At 38.0% G+C, this 16,431-nt stretch carries 20 protein-coding genes; 5 read left to right on the forward strand and 15 right to left on the reverse strand.

The window, feature by feature from the left end; translation table 11 throughout:
- Positions 1-43: 43 nt before the first annotated feature.
- Positions 44-367, reverse strand: coding sequence for a YuiB family protein (locus ACFX4N_RS21845; protein WP_013059616.1), 324 nt, complete (start codon positions 365-367; stop codon positions 44-46).
- Positions 368-489: 122 nt separating this feature from the next.
- Positions 490-1,704, reverse strand: a complete 1,215-nt coding sequence (locus ACFX4N_RS21850; RefSeq protein WP_025752690.1) for an NAD(P)/FAD-dependent oxidoreductase — start codon at positions 1,702-1,704, stop codon at positions 490-492.
- A 493-nt stretch (positions 1,705-2,197) separates the two neighbouring features.
- Between ACFX4N_RS21850 and ACFX4N_RS21855 the strand changes: the two genes are divergently transcribed.
- Positions 2,198-3,190 (forward strand): NAD(P)/FAD-dependent oxidoreductase, encoded by a 993-nt coding sequence (locus ACFX4N_RS21855; protein ID WP_013059618.1) that lies wholly within the window; start codon positions 2,198-2,200, stop codon positions 3,188-3,190.
- Positions 3,191-3,216: 26 nt separating this feature from the next.
- Here the strand turns inward: ACFX4N_RS21855 and ACFX4N_RS21860 are convergent, their stop codons facing one another.
- The 4 genes from ACFX4N_RS21860 to ACFX4N_RS21875 form a co-directional block, all read right to left on the reverse strand.
- The gene (locus tag ACFX4N_RS21860) at positions 3,217-3,735 is read right to left on the reverse strand and encodes a hypothetical protein (protein WP_013059619.1); all 519 of its coding nucleotides are present in this window, start codon (positions 3,733-3,735) and stop codon (positions 3,217-3,219) included.
- A 149-nt stretch (positions 3,736-3,884) separates the two neighbouring features.
- The gene (locus ACFX4N_RS21865; RefSeq protein WP_013059620.1) at positions 3,885-4,250 is read right to left on the reverse strand and encodes a HesB/IscA family protein; all 366 of its coding nucleotides are present in this window, start codon (positions 4,248-4,250) and stop codon (positions 3,885-3,887) included.
- Positions 4,251-4,325: 75 nt separating this feature from the next.
- A complete protein-coding gene (dapF, locus tag ACFX4N_RS21870) occupies positions 4,326-5,180 on the reverse strand; it encodes a diaminopimelate epimerase (protein WP_098547090.1) in 855 nt (284 codons plus the stop codon).
- A 301-nt stretch (positions 5,181-5,481) separates the two neighbouring features.
- Positions 5,482-5,721, reverse strand: coding sequence for a YuzB family protein (locus tag ACFX4N_RS21875; protein ID WP_013059622.1), 240 nt, complete (start codon positions 5,719-5,721; stop codon positions 5,482-5,484).
- A 382-nt stretch (positions 5,722-6,103) separates the two neighbouring features.
- On the opposite strand from ACFX4N_RS21875, the gene ACFX4N_RS21880 reads away from it, so the two are divergent.
- Positions 6,104-7,168, forward strand: coding sequence for an NAD(P)/FAD-dependent oxidoreductase (locus tag ACFX4N_RS21880; protein ID WP_013059623.1), 1,065 nt, complete (start codon positions 6,104-6,106; stop codon positions 7,166-7,168).
- 43 nt (positions 7,169-7,211) lie between these two features.
- On the opposite strand, the gene ACFX4N_RS21885 is transcribed toward ACFX4N_RS21880, so the two are convergent.
- Positions 7,212-7,538 (reverse strand): YuzD family protein, encoded by a 327-nt coding sequence (locus tag ACFX4N_RS21885; protein ID WP_013059624.1) that lies wholly within the window; start codon positions 7,536-7,538, stop codon positions 7,212-7,214.
- A 193-nt stretch (positions 7,539-7,731) separates the two neighbouring features.
- On the opposite strand from ACFX4N_RS21885, the gene ACFX4N_RS21890 reads away from it, so the two are divergent.
- The gene (locus ACFX4N_RS21890) at positions 7,732-7,962 is read left to right on the forward strand and encodes a NifU family protein (protein ID WP_013059625.1); all 231 of its coding nucleotides are present in this window, start codon (positions 7,732-7,734) and stop codon (positions 7,960-7,962) included.
- 89 nt (positions 7,963-8,051) lie between these two features.
- On the opposite strand, the gene thrB is transcribed toward ACFX4N_RS21890, so the two are convergent.
- The 5 genes from thrB to yutH form a co-directional block, all read right to left on the reverse strand.
- Entirely contained in the window at positions 8,052-8,966 is a 915-nt protein-coding gene (gene thrB / locus ACFX4N_RS21895) for a homoserine kinase (RefSeq protein WP_013059626.1), read from the reverse strand.
- Positions 8,960-10,021, reverse strand: coding sequence for a threonine synthase (gene thrC / locus ACFX4N_RS21900; RefSeq protein WP_025752680.1), 1,062 nt, complete (start codon positions 10,019-10,021; stop codon positions 8,960-8,962). The genes thrB and thrC overlap by 7 nt, the downstream gene beginning before the upstream one ends.
- Positions 10,021-11,322, reverse strand: coding sequence for a homoserine dehydrogenase (locus ACFX4N_RS21905; protein WP_013059628.1), 1,302 nt, complete (start codon positions 11,320-11,322; stop codon positions 10,021-10,023). Before ACFX4N_RS21905 ends, thrC begins: the two co-directional genes overlap by 1 nt.
- Positions 11,323-11,563: 241 nt before the next feature.
- Entirely contained in the window at positions 11,564-12,553 is a 990-nt protein-coding gene (locus ACFX4N_RS21910) for a 2-hydroxyacid dehydrogenase (protein WP_013059629.1), read from the reverse strand.
- Positions 12,554-12,670: 117 nt separating this feature from the next.
- Positions 12,671-13,672: a spore coat putative kinase YutH gene (gene yutH / locus ACFX4N_RS21915; RefSeq protein WP_013059630.1), complete on the reverse strand. Its 1,002-nt coding sequence runs from the start codon at positions 13,670-13,672 to the stop codon at positions 12,671-12,673.
- A 176-nt stretch (positions 13,673-13,848) separates the two neighbouring features.
- Here yutH and ACFX4N_RS21920 point away from each other — a divergent pair, with 176 nt between their 5' ends.
- Positions 13,849-14,349 carry a phosphatidylglycerophosphatase A family protein gene (locus tag ACFX4N_RS21920; protein WP_013059631.1) on the forward strand — a complete coding sequence of 167 codons (501 nt, stop codon included), beginning with the start codon at positions 13,849-13,851 and terminating at the stop codon, positions 14,347-14,349.
- A 36-nt stretch (positions 14,350-14,385) separates the two neighbouring features.
- Here ACFX4N_RS21920 and ACFX4N_RS21925 read toward each other — a convergent pair whose 3' ends face one another.
- Together ACFX4N_RS21925 and ACFX4N_RS21930 are read right to left on the reverse strand one after the other, a co-directional pair.
- Positions 14,386-15,156: a TIGR01457 family HAD-type hydrolase gene (locus ACFX4N_RS21925; RefSeq protein ID WP_013059632.1), complete on the reverse strand. Its 771-nt coding sequence runs from the start codon at positions 15,154-15,156 to the stop codon at positions 14,386-14,388.
- 74 nt (positions 15,157-15,230) lie between these two features.
- Positions 15,231-15,668 (reverse strand): DUF86 domain-containing protein, encoded by a 438-nt coding sequence (locus ACFX4N_RS21930; protein WP_013059633.1) that lies wholly within the window; start codon positions 15,666-15,668, stop codon positions 15,231-15,233.
- Between the two features lie 161 nt (positions 15,669-15,829).
- On the opposite strand from ACFX4N_RS21930, the gene ACFX4N_RS21935 reads away from it, so the two are divergent.
- Positions 15,830-16,096 (forward strand): DUF3055 domain-containing protein, encoded by a 267-nt coding sequence (locus ACFX4N_RS21935; protein WP_013059634.1) that lies wholly within the window; start codon positions 15,830-15,832, stop codon positions 16,094-16,096.
- Between the two features lie 48 nt (positions 16,097-16,144).
- Here the strand turns inward: ACFX4N_RS21935 and ACFX4N_RS21940 are convergent, their stop codons facing one another.
- Complete coding sequence (locus ACFX4N_RS21940) at positions 16,145-16,420, reverse strand: YutD family protein (protein WP_013059635.1); 276 nt, start codon at positions 16,418-16,420, stop codon at positions 16,145-16,147.
- Positions 16,421-16,431 lie beyond the last annotated feature (11 nt).

Below are 16,431 nucleotides of genomic sequence, written 5' to 3' on the forward strand. Positions count from 1 at the left end.
CCAACATAAAAACAAATTATTCGTTTGCGAGAAGAATTTACATTTAAAACATTTGGTACCCTCTTGTTCGTAAAGATTTAATGGTAATGCCTGAAGCTAGTGCACCTATAAAACCAGCCATTAAAATCGCAATGTCAGCTGTGGCTAAAGATAGCACTTTTGTCCCTAGCTGCTGAAAGGAGTGAGCGGGATGTTGAATGTAATCAACCGCTCTTACATCATCAATAATAAAAATAAAAATCACGGGATAAATAATGGCCATAATCCAAGACATGCGAAGCAGCATATTCAATAAGAAACCGATTCCAAAAAACAAAACAAAAAACAACAAGATGGAGATAATTAGTACAGGCACACTCATTTCCATTGCTTTTCGCCTCCGTTACTCTTTATACTCTCAGTTTACTTAAGAGTAATGAAGGCGTCAATCACAGAAAAGTAAGTTAATACCAAAAAAGCAAAAGGCTTAAAGACCTTTTGCTTTTTGTTTTAAAAGAAATTAAATTTTCCTTTTTTCAATACAAGACCTGCTCCGCCTTGAAGGAAAAGCGAGCGATTATCAACAACTTTTTTCATAAAAGATGCGCTTGAACCAAATAGTTTTCGACCATATACAACGCCAATTGCGTCATCATGCCCTAACGAACATACCGTTCCTTTAATATCTGGTTTGAACTCGCTTAATTCTTTTTGACCTTTCATCAAACGGCTAATATTTTCAGCGCAGGTACCGCCTTGCTGCATAGCAATTTGAGCTGTTGGCGGATAAGGACGTTCTGTTTCAGGGTTAATCATTAGTGAACAATCTCCAATAACAAACACATCTTCATGCCCTGGTGCCAGCAAGCTATTGCTTACTTTTACACGCCCGCGCATGTTTTCAAATCCAGCTTTTTCAATCACGTGACTGCCTCGAACACCCGCAGCCCATACAACTGTTGCTGATTTGATTTCTTCTACTTGGTCATCTTTTGATACAATAATCCCTTCTTCTGTACACTCTTTAATCGCTGTTCCGATCTTGAACTCGATTCCTTTTCGTTCTAGTTGTGTTACCGCATATTCTACAAGTTCTGGATCAAAACCTGGCAAAGCCGTAGGCGCTGCTTCTACACAAATAACGCGTACTTTTTCACGCGGAATATCAAACTCTTTGCAAAGCTGAGGGACTCGATTTGCTAATTCTCCCACAAATTCAATGCCGGTAAAGCCAGCACCCCCAACAATAATTGTCAGAAGTTCGTCTCTTTTTTCCACTTCATTGTTGTACGTCGCAAACACATAATCAATATGCTCACGAATTTGACGTGCTGCATTAATGCTCGTAATGGTAAATGCATGTTCTTTTAAACCTTTAATTCCGAAAGTTTCTGCTTCATACCCTAAAGCAACAACTAAATAATCGTACGTTAGCTCACTGTTTTCAAGAAGAACACGCTTTTCATCTAACTTAATATCTACGACCGTGTCTTTGATAAATGTAACCTTATTTGTGTTAATTAAATTTTTAACAGGAACACGAGAGCGATCTTGATGAATTGTACCTGCTGATACTTCATGAAGCCATGTGGTTTCGTAATGGTAATCGTTTTTATTTACCAAAACAATTTCCGCATCACTAGCACCCAGTTTCTTTTGTAAATTAACAATTGTCATAATGCCGCCATACCCGGCACCCAAAATGACGATTTTAGGCTTTTTCATAGGAATGTCATCCACCTTTTTTAGTTATAGTCACAAGTATGTCTTAAAAATATAATGATAAGAGCAATTTTATTTGGTTTGCTTTTTTATGTTAGTTTGAGCAAGAACGATCATCGCTATCCATTTATTATTCATATAAGAAAAATAATGTGAATCACTTCACGTTCTTTTTTAAAAAAATACATTTTTTCTTTTTCAAAAAAATGTAAGCATAAGTCCTAGCTTGATTTACACAAACATCTTATGCTTTTTTAATCGGTTTTTCAATCCTTCACTTTGTATTTACAAGCTTTTAAATTTTCAATTACTTTCCTGTATACCCAGTTTTATATTTGACCAAAACGTGTGGTTATGTTAATGATTACAAATACTGATCTTTAAGTTGAGAAAGTTTCTCAAACATTCCAGCGTGTTTTAATGATATTTTATAATTTACTATGCTATCATAAAGTGGAATATGCATTGGCACAGAACAATCTAGAGGTGATTATAAATGAAAGAAGATAAACAAGTATATGATATTACCATCATCGGAGGCGGCCCTACAGGCTTATTTACAGCATTTTATGGCGGTATGCGTCAAGCGAGCGTAAAAATTATTGAAAGCTTGCCACAGCTTGGTGGGCAGCTTTCTGCTTTATATCCTGAAAAATATATTTATGACGTAGCTGGTTTTCCAAAAGTACGGGCTCAAGAATTAGTCAATAACCTAAAAGAGCAAATGGATCAATTTAAACCTGCAGTTGCGCTAGAGCAAGCCGTAGAAAAGGTAGAAAAACAAGCGGACGGTGTATTTCGATTAACTACTAATTCTGAAGTCCACTATTCAAAAACAATTATTATTACGGCTGGAAACGGTGCATTTAAGCCCCGTAAAATCGAGCTAGAAAACGCAGAACAGTTCGAGCAAACGAACCTTCATTATTTTGTGGATGATATGAATAAATTCAAAGGCCGCAAAGTATTAGTATGCGGGGGCGGGGATTCTGCTGTAGACTGGTCTCTTATGTTAGAGCCGATCGCAGAAAAAGTAACGTTAACGCATCGCCGAGACAAGTTCCGCGCTCATGAACACAGCGTAGAAAACTTGCATAATTCATCAGTTGATATTAAAACGCCTTATGTACCGGTTGAATTTATTGGAGATGACCGTATTACACAAGTTGTGTTAGAAAACACAAAAGGTGAAGAAAAGACAGTAGTAGACGTAGATGATGTTATTGTAAACTTTGGATTTGTTTCTTCTCTAGGTCCAATTAAAGAATGGGACTTAGATTTAGAGAAAAATGCAATTGTTGTTAACTCAAAGCAAGAAACAAACATTCCTGGCATCTATGCAGCAGGTGATGTCTGCACATATGATGGAAAAGTAAAACTCATCGTGGCAGGATTTGGCGAAGGTCCGACTGCTGTTAATAACGCTAAAGCATACATTGATCCAAAGGCTCGCTTACAGCCTATGCACAGTACGTCAATGTTCTCATAAAAAAAGCAGGCTCTCGCCTGCTTTTTTCATTGCTGGATTGGTGTAACCATTCGATGAATGATTTCACTCATCATTTCCGCATCACTGCTTATTAAACAGATTTCATAAAAGGAATGGTTTCCTTCTTGACTAGTTACGCTCATCCTGTAGGCCTTCAAACCTTCGAGCTTGCTTAAATATTTTACTACCTCTGATTGACCGGCAATACGTTCAATCAGCAGAATATGCTCTCCTTCAACTGCTCCGTAGCTTTCAGCCAGAGAGGCGTTAGCATTTTCATAATAGCGAATGTAAGGTTCAGAATGGTTAAGAGGCGCAGAGGACGAGTTTTGATAACAGGCTTCACCTGAGGAAAAAGGCAAATGTTGAACAAATAAATGCGATTCACTGAAGTGAATACTTTTTGCATCCTTAGACTCCATTTTCCTACTTTCAAGTTTTAACCAGTTTATAAACCCCTTCCATAGAATAGGCAGGGTGTTTTTTTTGCGAAAACTTCCGTAACCTCCTACTTGTTCCGCGTCGTAACGAGTCGCATCTATCAAATCCGTTCATCTCCTCTTTTTTATTGAGTATAAAAAAGACTGATTATTCAGTCAACATGTTTGGCAGATGATGTAACATACAAAAATTTCTCACTAAAAAAGCTTTCTTCACCAGATGAGGTGAAGAAAGCTTCTTTATAAAAATATATTTAGCACTCTTCAGGAGCACCTGCGTTGCTTGCTGTACGGAAAGAAGAGCCGCAGCCGCATGCTGCAATGGCGTTTGGGTTATCAATTGTAAACCCTCCGCCTAGCATAGATTGCTTGTAATCAATTTTTACATCTTTTAAAATTGGAGCACTTTCGCTATCTACAAGAATCTTAATGCCATGTTGTTCAAACAGCGTATCGTTTTCATTTACTTCGTGAGCAAAACCCATACCGTAAGAAAGACCTGAACAGCCTCCTCCATTTACATTAACACGTAAATAAGCATTTTCTTCTTCATGTTCTTTCATCATATCTTTTATTTGAAAGCTTGCAGCTTCTGTAATTGTTAGGATATCTTGACTCATTTTTAAACAGACCTCCTTTTTTGTTTAGTATACGACGAAATGGCTGTGACGACAAATCGTCTGCTTCTTCATTTTTTAATAATAATACGTGCCGTCACAAATCACATTGGCTGGACCTGTCATTAATACATTGCCTTTATTTTGCCAAACAATCGTTAAATCTCCTCCAGCGAGGTGTACGACAGTAGGAGCATCTTTTTTCGTCTTCTCATTTAACACAGACGAAACAACAGCAGCGCATGCTCCTGTCCCACATGCTTGAGTGATACCCGAACCTCTTTCCCATACACGAAAGTTCAGCTCTCTTTCGTTCACTACCTCGACAAATTCAACGTTCACTCCTTCTGGAAAACGCGAATCTTTTTCAACCATGGGTCCTAATGTAGTAAGAGGCGCTTGTTCAATATCATTTACGTAAAAGACGACGTGAGGATTTCCCATTGATACAGCCGTCCCTTTTAACCGTTCTTTTCCAAATTCCATCTCTTCATTAACGACCTGGTCTTGGCTTGCTCCCGTCATTGGAATTTGTTCTCTAGCTAAAATAGGCGCTCCCATATCGATTGTCACTTCTGGAACTTCATTTCCCTGCGGATGCACCGTTGCTTCTACAACTCCAGAAAGCGTTTCGATAAAAAATCTTTCGCTTGTTACTAAATTATGTTCATATGCATATTTAGCTACACATCTTAAACCGTTTCCGCAGTTTTTTGCTTCCGAGCCGTCATTATTAAATACGCGCATTTTTACATCTGCACGTTCAGATGGACAAATAAGAATCATTCCATCCGATCCAATTCCCGTATAAACATTTGAGACTTTTACAGCAAGCGGTGCTAACTCTTGCTCTTCTATATGTTCTTCAAACATATTTACGTAGATATAGTTGTTGCCAAGTGCATGCATTTTTGTAAACTGAAATTTTTTCATATTATCACCCATTATTTTTTTATGTAGCTCTAGTATAAAGTGATTCTCTTTTGTACACAATAATATCATCCCCCGTTTTTTTAGCTCCTTAATCATAAAGATTAAGGGGTTTTTTATTTTGTCCTCCTTTGGAGTATTAAAAAACAAAAGAAGCATTATGATTGTAAAGAGGATGGTTAAAGCGCAGATATTTGCGCAAAAACGCATAAAAAAGCACGGCAAGACAGCCGTGCTTACATCATCTATTCTATTAGCCTCATGTCCCTCTTCTGATAAAAAGAGATACGACAGCGGGGATAGTTTAAAACATTGGGTTTTCTTCTAAATGAATGTAAATATTATCTACTAACTGTTCAGGTGTTTCCGCTGTAACAATCTCTCCGTTTACCAAGGCAAATAAAGATTGTGAACATTTCCCGCAATAACCTAAACATCCGTATTCAATAATATCTAGATTTGGATCTTTTTCAAGCTTTTCTAAAGCTGTTTGAGAACCACTGGCTAAATTGCTAACGCAAAATTCAATAATTGGCTGTATCACGTTTTTCACCTCTCTACTATTAGTTTATCCTATCTCCTTTCATTTTCAACGTCAACTTTGGAAATTCACGTTCATTTTGCGCACGCTTTTTAGCTTCACAGACTTTTTCAACAAAACGTATAAATAAAGCTTTATTACAGGGATAGCTTGAAATTATGTTGAAACATATTGTGGTTTTTTATTAATTTAGTTATACTTTTATGTATAGAAAACCAAACGAGGTTATATTAAATTATTATTTAAGTAAAATATGTTATCTTATATAGCCTTTCATATCTTTTTGGCAACCATCCTTATTAACGGTAATTTGTACTCTCCTATTCTTAAAAGCAAGAATAATAGAGAGAAAACAAAAATGCATGAAGCTAAAGGGGAAATTCACATGAAGAACCTTGTCATACTGGGCGGCGGATACGGTGGTATGCGCGTTTTGCAGCGCCTTTTTCCGAATCAATTACCTAACGATGTAGAAGTAACGCTTATTGACAAAGCACCTTATCACTCACTAAAAACTGAATTCTATGCACTTGCAGCTGGAACAATCTCTGATCAGCATGTTCGTGTTGCTTTTCCTGAACACCCTCGCTTAAAAATTCGCTACGGCTGTGTAAAACGCATAGACCTGGAAGAGAAATGCGTCTATGTGGATGATCAAATGATCGCTTACGATGACCTGATTGTAGGACTCGGATGCGAAGATAAATATCATGGAGTTCCCGGAGCTCTTGAGCATACATACAGCATTCAATCCATTGATGCTTCACGAGCAACTTATCAGACATTAAACAACTTGCCGGCCCACGCTACTGTTTCAATTGTAGGAGCTGGATTAAGCGGAGTAGAACTAGCAAGCGAGCTAAGAGAAAGCCGCCCGGATTTAAAAATCATCTTATTTGACCGCGGTAAATTAATTTTATCTGCTTTCCCAGAACGTTTAAGTAATTACGTTCAAACTTGGTTTACTTCAAACGGTGTTGAAATCGTAAATAGTGCTAATATCACAAAAGTAGAACCGAACATTCTTTATAATCATGATGAGCCCATTCAAAGCGATGCAATCGTGTGGACAGCAGGTATCCAGCCAAATAAAGTGGTACGCGATTTAGACGTAGAAAAAGATCCTCAAGGACGCGTCGTATTAACGAAATACCATAACTTGCCTGACGATGAAAATGTCTACATTTTAGGTGATTGTGCAAGCCTACCGCATGCACCAAGTGCTCAGCTTGCAGAAGGTCAGGCTGAACAAATTGTGCAAGTACTTCTTCACCGCTGGAAAGGCGAAGCGCTTCCAGATGAATTGCCAACTATTAAATTAAAAGGCATACTTGGTTCATTAGGCAAAAAGCATGGATTTGGCTTAGTTGCCGAACGTCCAATTACAGGACGCGTAGCTCGATTATTAAAATCAGGTATTCTTTGGATGTATAAACACCACAGTGGATAAAATAAAAGCCGTTAGATGACTGACAATCTAACGGCTTTTTTCATTATGATGCGCAGAAACCATACTTCTCCATTTCCTCAAATACGCGCTTTAATTTCGGATTGCCTTCCCCAACAATTTCTCCATTAATAACCACTACAGGATAGAATAAATCTTCTTCAATCACACGCTTGGCAAAGGCTGCTTTTTCCGGATCCGTATGCGGCTCGTTTATATCTACATATGTGATAGCAAACGGTTGGTTCGGATATTTGCGAGAAATCGCTGCCTCTAGCCAATCATAGGTGTCTTTTGAAGACGGCAGATTAACACAGCTTGCACAAACAATTTCAGCTCCATAAATACACACTTCTACCTCAGTTGATTGCATAGCACATCCCCCTTGAATCTTTACATACAAACTGTACGATTATTCACACTTTTACTTCATTATGAATACTATTTTACACAAAACTGATTCATTGCACATCTTTTTCTTTTAAGGTAACATTACGATGTATACTCCGATAGATTTTTCATGAAAGACCGTTTATAATAAGAGTAGAAGAAAGGAGTCGATAGTTATGTCAGAAATGCACGAGCAAGTTCAAGAAGTATTAGAAAAACTTCGTCCGTTTTTACTTCGCGACGGTGGAGACTGTGAGCTAGTAGACGTAGAGGATGGTATTGTAAAGTTACGTCTTTTAGGCGCTTGCGGAAGCTGCCCAAGTTCAACAATCACGCTAAAAGCTGGTATCGAACGTGCCCTTTTAGAAGAAGTACCTGGTGTAGTTGAAGTAGAACAAGTATTCTAATCTCTTTGATTTTATTATAAAAGCAACCTCCCATTTTATTGGGGCTTGCGAATGAAAAATCCTCATTCAAATGAATGAGGATTTTTTTATTAACTCGTTGTGACTTCAGCTTCTACAAATACACCTTTGCGATCAATTTGTAAAACATCTATTTCGCAGTTCGGCAGTAAAGCATACATATGTTCAGCAATCGCTTTTCCTTTTCCTTTTGGTGCTAAACATAATACACTCGGACCGGCTCCGCTTAGTGACACACCGTATGCGCCGAGAGCTTTTGCTTCTTTTCGCACAAGAGAAAGCTCTGGCACGAGCCTCATACGATAAGGTTCGTGATATAAATCTTTCTCCATAAATTCGCCTACCAGAGGTAAATCTTTATTTAACAGGGCCGCTACTAGCATGTTCCCTATTGCCCCAGCTTCTACTGCGTGGCGATAATTAATATCCGAAGGCAGCACATCACGAGCATCGGTTGTTTTTAATTCATATTCTGGAATAGCCATCACGATATCGACATCAAATTCAGGTATTTGAGCAATATATGTTTCATTTTCATGATGGTAACCAACAACGATTCCGCCGTAAATAGACGGGCTGACGTTATCGGGATGTCCTTCCATTAAGCTGCTGATGCGAAGCTTTTCTCTTTTTGATAAACGCAAGTCACACAGTACATTAGCCAGCTCGATTCCAGCTACGATAGCCGATGCGCTGCTTCCAAGTCCCCTTGCTAATGGAATGTTGCTCCAAACAGAGACCTTCGCACTTGGAAGATCAATGTTAAATTGACGAGCCACGTCTTGTGCCACTTCATACATTAAGTTATCTGTACCTGTAGGAATACTTTGCACTTCTTTCGTTTCAGGGATAAAAATCCATTCCTCATGACGCTCTACTGTTAATCTTAAGTAACGAGATAAAGCCACTCCAATGGAATCAAATCCTGGCCCTAAATTAGCAGAGCTAGCTGGGACCGTAATGACAAAACGCTCATTTTCTAGCATGAAGCAACGACACCTTGGATATACTCAAATACCTTTTCTTCATCATTTGGTAAAACCACTGGCTTTACATTATGAGCATCGATTGCTACGTTTGGATCTTTTAATCCGTTACCTGTTAATACAGCTACAACCGTTGAACCCTTTGCAATTTTACCAGAAGCTACATCTTTAAACACACCAGCTATTGAAGCGCAAGAACCTGGCTCTGCAAATACACCTTCTTTGCGTGCAATTGTACGATATGCTTCTAAGATTTGTTCATCTGTTACTTCATCAATTTTTCCGTTTGATTCTTTTGCTGCGTTTACAGCATAATCCCAGCTTGCTGGATTTCCGATTCGAATAGCCGTTGCAATTGTTTCTGGATTTTCGATAACTTGATTACGCACGATCGCGGCTGCACCCTCTGCTTCAAACCCGTGCATGTGAGGAAGAGACGTTTGGTGACGCTCACTGTATTCTTTGAATCCTTTCCAGTAAGCTGTAATATTCCCTGCATTCCCCACTGGGATAGCTAAAACGTCAGGCGCTTTTCCAAGCTGTTCACAAATCTCGAAAGAAGCTGTTTTTTGCCCTTCAATACGATATGGGTTTACAGAGTTTACAAGTGCAACCGGTGATGTTTCACTCAGCTTACGAACCATAGAAAGCGCTTGGTCAAAGTTTCCTTCAATTGCTACAATTTCTGCACCATACATAACAGCTTGAGCTAATTTCCCCATCGCAATTTTTCCATTTGGAATAACAACGATACAGCGCATGCCAGCGCGTGATGCATAAGCTGCTGCAGCTGCGGATGTGTTACCTGTAGATGCACAAATAACCGTATTGCTTCCTTCTTCTTTGGCTTTTGCTACAGCCATTACCATTCCGCGGTCTTTAAATGACCCCGTTGGATTTAACCCTTCTACTTTCACATGTAAATCAATGCCTAGCTCTTTTGATAAATGAGCGAGATGAATTAAAGGTGTATTTCCTTCATGTAGTGTAAGCATAGGTGTTTTCTCTGTTACAGGTAAAAACTCTTTATATTCAGCTAATAGACCTTTCCACATCATACTGTGCCAACTCCCTCTACGCGGTAACTGCTTTTTACATTTTCTACAATTGGTAAATCCCGAAGCTGCTGAAGGATTTCCTCATAATCTTTTTGAGATGTTTTGTGTGTAACAACAACAATCTCAGCTAATTCGCTTCCTTTCACAGGAAGTTGAATAATTTTTTCGAAGCTCACGCCACGCTCTGAAAATAGTGTTGTTAATTTTGCAAATGCTCCAACTTGATCTTTAACATGAATACGTAAGAAATGCTTCGAGAACATTTCATCTTCTGCTTTTAACTGTTTTGGATACTGAGGCGTTACCGCACTTTTACCATTCACACCTAAACGCATGTTTTTCATAACACCTACTAAATCTGATACGACAGCAGTGGCAGTTGGCAGGCTTCCTGCCCCCGGTCCATAAAACATCGTTTCTCCAACAGCTTCTCCGTATACATATACAGCATTGTACTCATCGCTTACTGAAGCAAGAGGATGTGTGTCTGCTAAAAGAGTTGGCTGAACACTAACTTCTACATTGTCGCCGTCACGATGTGCATATCCAATCAGTTTCATCGTATAGCCTAATTGTTTACTATATTGCAAGTCTTCTTCCGTTACTTCTGTAATACCTTGAACACGAACATCGTCCAAGTCAATTTTCATTGAAAATCCTAGTGTAGCCAAGATTGCCATTTTGCGAGCAGCATCTAAACCACCTACGTCAGAAGTGGGATCCGCTTCAGCATATCCTAAATCCTGCGCTTCTTTTAACACTTCATCATAAGCGCTTCCTTCTTTTGTCATTTTCGTTAAAATGAAGTTTGTTGTACCATTTACAATTCCCATCATTTTGGTAATACGATCAGATGCTAATCCATCTGCTAATCCACGAAGAATTGGAATACCGCCTGCTACACTTGCTTCATAAAATAAATCACAGTTATTTTCAGAAGCTACTGTTAACAATTCTGAGCCGTAAACTGCCATCAAATCTTTGTTTGCCGTTACAACATGCTTTTTATTACGAAGGGCTGTTAATATATAATCTCTTGTTTCTTCAACGCCACCCATTACTTCAATGACAACGTCAATCTCCGCGTTATGTAAAACGTCTTCAACATTCGTTGTTAATTTATCTTCACTGATTTCTACGTCACGTTTCTTATCAATATCTTTAACTACTACTTTTTTAACTTCTACAGGACACCCGACTTGATGACTTAATTTATCCTGATGATTTTCAATAATTTTGACTACTCCGCTTCCTACCGTTCCTAACCCTAATAATCCTACTGAAATACTTTTTGTCATATTCCTCACCTCTGTGTTCTTTCTACGTATACATTTGTTCTCTTATAGAGGACATTATAGACCTTATTTTTCTTTTTTACAAGGTTTACTTGCCATCTTTTCTCGTAAACTCGTTAAAAAAATTGGTATATAAAGATAAATGTAAATTTTTAAAATATTTCATTTTATTATCATAACATGGCTCTCACTGTTTTTTAATAAAAAAAAGACAATTTCACCGAAATGAAATTGCCTTTTTCTGTTATGATTTTTTCGCAAACGCTTCTTTATTTACAATTGTAATGGGAGACTCATTTGTAAGTACTGCTTTAATGTTTTTAACACATAAAGAAATCATTTCCGTGCGCGTTTCGATACTCGCACTGCCGATATGAGGAAGAGCTACAACATTAGGCAATTGAAGAAGAGGGTGAGAAGCAGAAATAGGCTCTTGATCGAATACATCCAAGCCAGCTCCAGCAATTTCCCCGGATTGAACCGCATGTAACAATGCTTGCTCATCAACCACTGCTCCTCTTGAAGCATTAATAAAAATCGCAGTTGTTTTCATCTGTTCAAATGCTGAAGCATTAAATAAATGTTTGGTTTCGTCCGTTAACGGTGTCAAACAAACAACAAAATCAGATCGTTCAAGCAGCTCATTTAACTCACAGTAAACTGCATTGAGCTTTTTTTCTGCTTGAAGGTTGCGGCTTCGATTGTGGTACAAGATTTCCATATCAAAACCTGTAGCACGTTTCCCAAGCGTCTCTCCAATTTTCCCCATTCCAACAATACCTAATGTTTTATGATGAACATCTCTACCCGCTAACAAAAATGGACTCCAGCTTTTCCACTGATTTTCTTTCACATATCCAGCAGCTTCTACTAAACGTCTAGCTACACTCATTAATAAACCAAACGTTAAATCTGCTGTTGTATCAGATAAAACATCGGGGGTATTAGAAACGATAATTCCTCGTTCAGTTGCCGCTTCTACGTCAATATTATCGAATCCGACCGCCAAGTTAGCTACAAGCTTTAAATGAGGAGCTTGCGTAAGCAATTCACTGTCAATACGATCTGAAAGCATTGTTAATAGAGCATGTGCGTGCTTAGCTTTTTCACAAAGCAGCTCATGAGGGACTGCCTCATCTTCTTTATCCCACATTTCCACATTCGCTACTGCCTTTAAAGGTTCGATTAATTCATTCGGTATTTTTCTCGTAATAAATACAAACGGCTTGTCCATATGTACGCCACCTCTTTATCCTTTTTAAACTGCATGCACAAAAACAAAATAGAAAAACAGGTTTGGATTATCCAACACCTATTTTTCTATTTTATCATATTCTATAGTAATCGCTTTTTAATGAATCCATGTTAATTCAGGAATGTGATAACGAGACGTTGAGATACCCACCGACTGGTAAAAGCGCTTCAGAAAAGCTTCGTAGTGAGAAGAATGAGCTAATACTCCTTCCAGCTTCTCATAATACTTTTGTTTTTGCCGCTCATCTTGTACACTGTAATACCCTTCAATGACCTCAAAATAATGAACGGGAAAAAGAAGTCTAGCATATAACAGTCTCCATGAAAAAGAAGAAAGCGGATTTACCTTTTCGTATTCACTTAAAAACTGATGCATGTGCCTTTCATCGACAGCGTATGTTAATAAATATTGTTCCCTTATATATTCAGCTATATCTCTGCTCGGATGATCAAAGACCCAATCTGCTGGGAGCTTGTAAACGTAGTCTTCCCCCCATGTTTTTTGCCCGAACCGATGATGACAAATCGTCGCAGCGTCAACTGAACGAGGCAAATCGTCAATTTCCGTGTCTACTAGGTATTGAATAGCATTTTCCGTTAATCCTAGGTAATAAGGAAAAGTTTCTAAAAAACGTTTTTCCATCTCTTGATTAGGCAAAGCACGTAATCTTCCATACCAAAATTGCTCCATCTGGTCGAGACGCTTCTCCCACATGGACTTCCATTGCCCTAGCCGGTTTGCTTTTTCCACTTCATAAGGAAACAGCCTCCCTTTTTGATGAAAAACAGCTAGCTCGTGCCCAGGTGAAAAGTTGGGGTTTTTCTCTTCCGCAAGACAGCGGCAAATGATAAATTTTTCAGTTTCAGTTTCTGTAATCATTTCACCATTCAAATTAGGCATAAATGTTGCCACATGGCGATCACCTTGGCCCATCAGAAATTGACTCATTTGATATAGTTCATTTAACTCGTCTTGTTCCATTTGCTTTACATTAATGATTGTATATAAAATATCTCGATACTGGAAACCTTCAAATTTACCAACGGGCATAAATTCATTTGGACGTAATCCGTAATGCTCATAAATGGTTTGTATCATTTTAATCCCTCTCTTCATTCATTCAAGAAATTATATGATGGAAAACAACATTACTTGTCATAATATTTACGGAGGAATGAATAGATTAGAAATACACCATTTATAGTTATTTACTCCGGGTTAGTAGTATGAAACAACTTTAGACTTAAAAATATATAGAAAACAGGTGATGATACTTGGAGAAAAAACATACACAAAGTGAGTTAGAAAAAAAAGCAAGAGAATGGTTAATAGAACGCGGCGTGGCTCTTACAGACATTGCTGAACTGGTCTATTACTTGCAAAAAAAGTATCACCCAAACTTAACAATTGAAGACTGTTTATATAACGTTGAGCGCGTCATTTCTAAACGAGAAGTTCAAAATGCTATTTTAACGGGTATTCAACTAGATGTCCTCACAGAAAAAAAAGTGATTGAGCCGCCTCTGTTGGATATTCTTGAAAAAGACGAAGGTTTATACGGTATCGACGAGATTTTAGCATTATCGATTGTAAATGTGTACGGATCAATCGGCTTTACCAATTACGGGTATATTGATAAACAAAAGCCGGGTATTCTAGAACGATTAAACGATAAATCGACTGGAGAGTGCCACACTTTCTTAGATGATTTAGTAGGCGCAATTGCCGCTGCTGCTTCTAGCCGGTTAGCGCACCGGGCTGCCAGTCAAGAATAGGTTAAAAAACAAAAAAAGCTGTCAATTGACAGCTTTTTAAATTCTCTCCATCCACTCTTTTAGTGAATCTACCGTATAAGTTGGCTTTTTCTCATATCCTTCTAGTAACTCTCTTGTTGTTACCCCTGTATGGACTAATAATGTATCTAAGCCTGCATTCATCCCTGCTAAAATATCTGTATCATAGTAATCACCAATCATGATTGTTTCTTCTTTTGGCGTACCGATGACTTCAAGGGCTTGCTCCATAATAATACTTTCTGGTTTGCCAATAAATACTGGATTTGTTTGAGTAGAAACCGTAATAACGGACGTGATAGATCCATTACCAGGCAGTAAGCCTCTTTCAGTAGGAATCGCAATATCTCCGTTCGTTGAAACAAAAAAGGCGCCGTTTCGAACGTTTAAACATGCTTTTGCTAATTTTTCATATGTAATTTCCTGATCCAAACCAACAACTACGAAATCAGTATCTTCCTCTTCAATGGTAAATCCTTTTTCAAGCAGCGCATGTCGGATTCCTTCTCCACCAATTACATAAGCTGAAGCGTTTGCTTTGCGTTCGTGTAAATAATTAGCTGTTGCCTGGCTCGTTGTAAAAACTTGCTCTTCTGTTGCAGGAATGCCAAATGCCTCTAGCTTTTCAGCTACTTTATCGGGCGTTTTTGTAGAGTTGTTTGTTACAAATAAATAAGGAATTCCTTTTTCCTTTAATTTAATAACAAAATCACGCGCCTCGGCAATTAGCTCTGTTCCTTTGTACATTGTTCCGTCTAAATCAATCAAATATCCTTTATATTCCTTCATGTTGTGTGATCTCCTTTCAAGTCTCATACTTGAAATCATAGCTTATTTTTTATACAACTACAACTTGCTTGCCTTTAGTTACGAAAAGCAGACACAGGCCCTAACTCTGTCTCTAGATATGTCCTTACGCGCTCTGAAAATGCTGCCAGTACGTCTTTATGCTGCATCACTTTTTGATAAATATCCTGATGATTAACATCCACATATTCTTGAACAAGGGTTTTACGCAATTGAACGATCTCTTTTAATGGCGTTTCTTCCTCTTTTTTAACCACTTTCTCATCAACTAAAATGTCAATGATATCGTCGTAACTGCCTGGATCTCTCATAATAAACCCATCAATCATTGCATTTCCTACATCTAAAACGTTTTCAATTAAAAGGTGTACAATTCTCTCTAATGCCTTTTTCTCTATTTCTGTGTTCCAGCTCGAATGCTCAGCAAACAAGCGAACATGTTCATCAAAAAAAACAAGCGTGGCTTCTATTTTTTCACGATCTACAAAGTACATATTATTTCCTCCCTAGTTGTCAGCTCTCTATAAATCTTTTTCATAAACAAACGGGGTTCCTGTTCTATTTTATCATGACCCATTATCCATTTGATAAATTCATTTTTGTTTTTGACCTTATTTGATATGATAAAAATACAACCTATGAAAGGAGTATACCTATGAGCGAACGCTTTTATCTATATGACGATGTTGTATCTACAAAGACCCGATTTGTCAGCTTTATGGGCGAAAACCAACGATTTGATTTAGCTATTATCCAAACCGACCGTTATTATGGCAAACAAGTTGTTCTTGATATTCAAGGAGGACGCTTTGCCATCATTGGACAAGATGACCTTGAAGAACCAAACTATCTTGAAGAAGTATTTAAATTAAACAGTGAAGACGGTCAGGAACTTCGCGAATTTTTATATGAAATCATCTAAAAAAAAAGGCAGCGTGAAGGACAATTAGTGTCTTCGGCTTGCCTTTTTTTACTTATGGACTTTTTTTAAGACAAAATACGCACAGCCAAAATTACAATATTCATGTAAATAGTCTTGAAGCGTACTAATCTTCGTATCATACGTTGCCTTTTGATTTCGGTCATCAAAAAAGCCTCGCAGCCGAAGCTGATTGTATCCCCAATCTCCCACAATATAGTCATAGCGGCTCAGCACGTCAATAAAGCGACCTCTAAACGCCTCTTCATTAAATGCCTCGCGCTCATCTTTTAATACTTCATAACAAATATTATTGATACAGACCATTGCTCACACCT

Origin of the sequence: Priestia sp. YIM B13551 (assembly GCF_042787905.1) — a bacterium.
GTDB lineage: Bacteria > Bacillota > Bacilli > Bacillales > Bacillaceae_H > Priestia.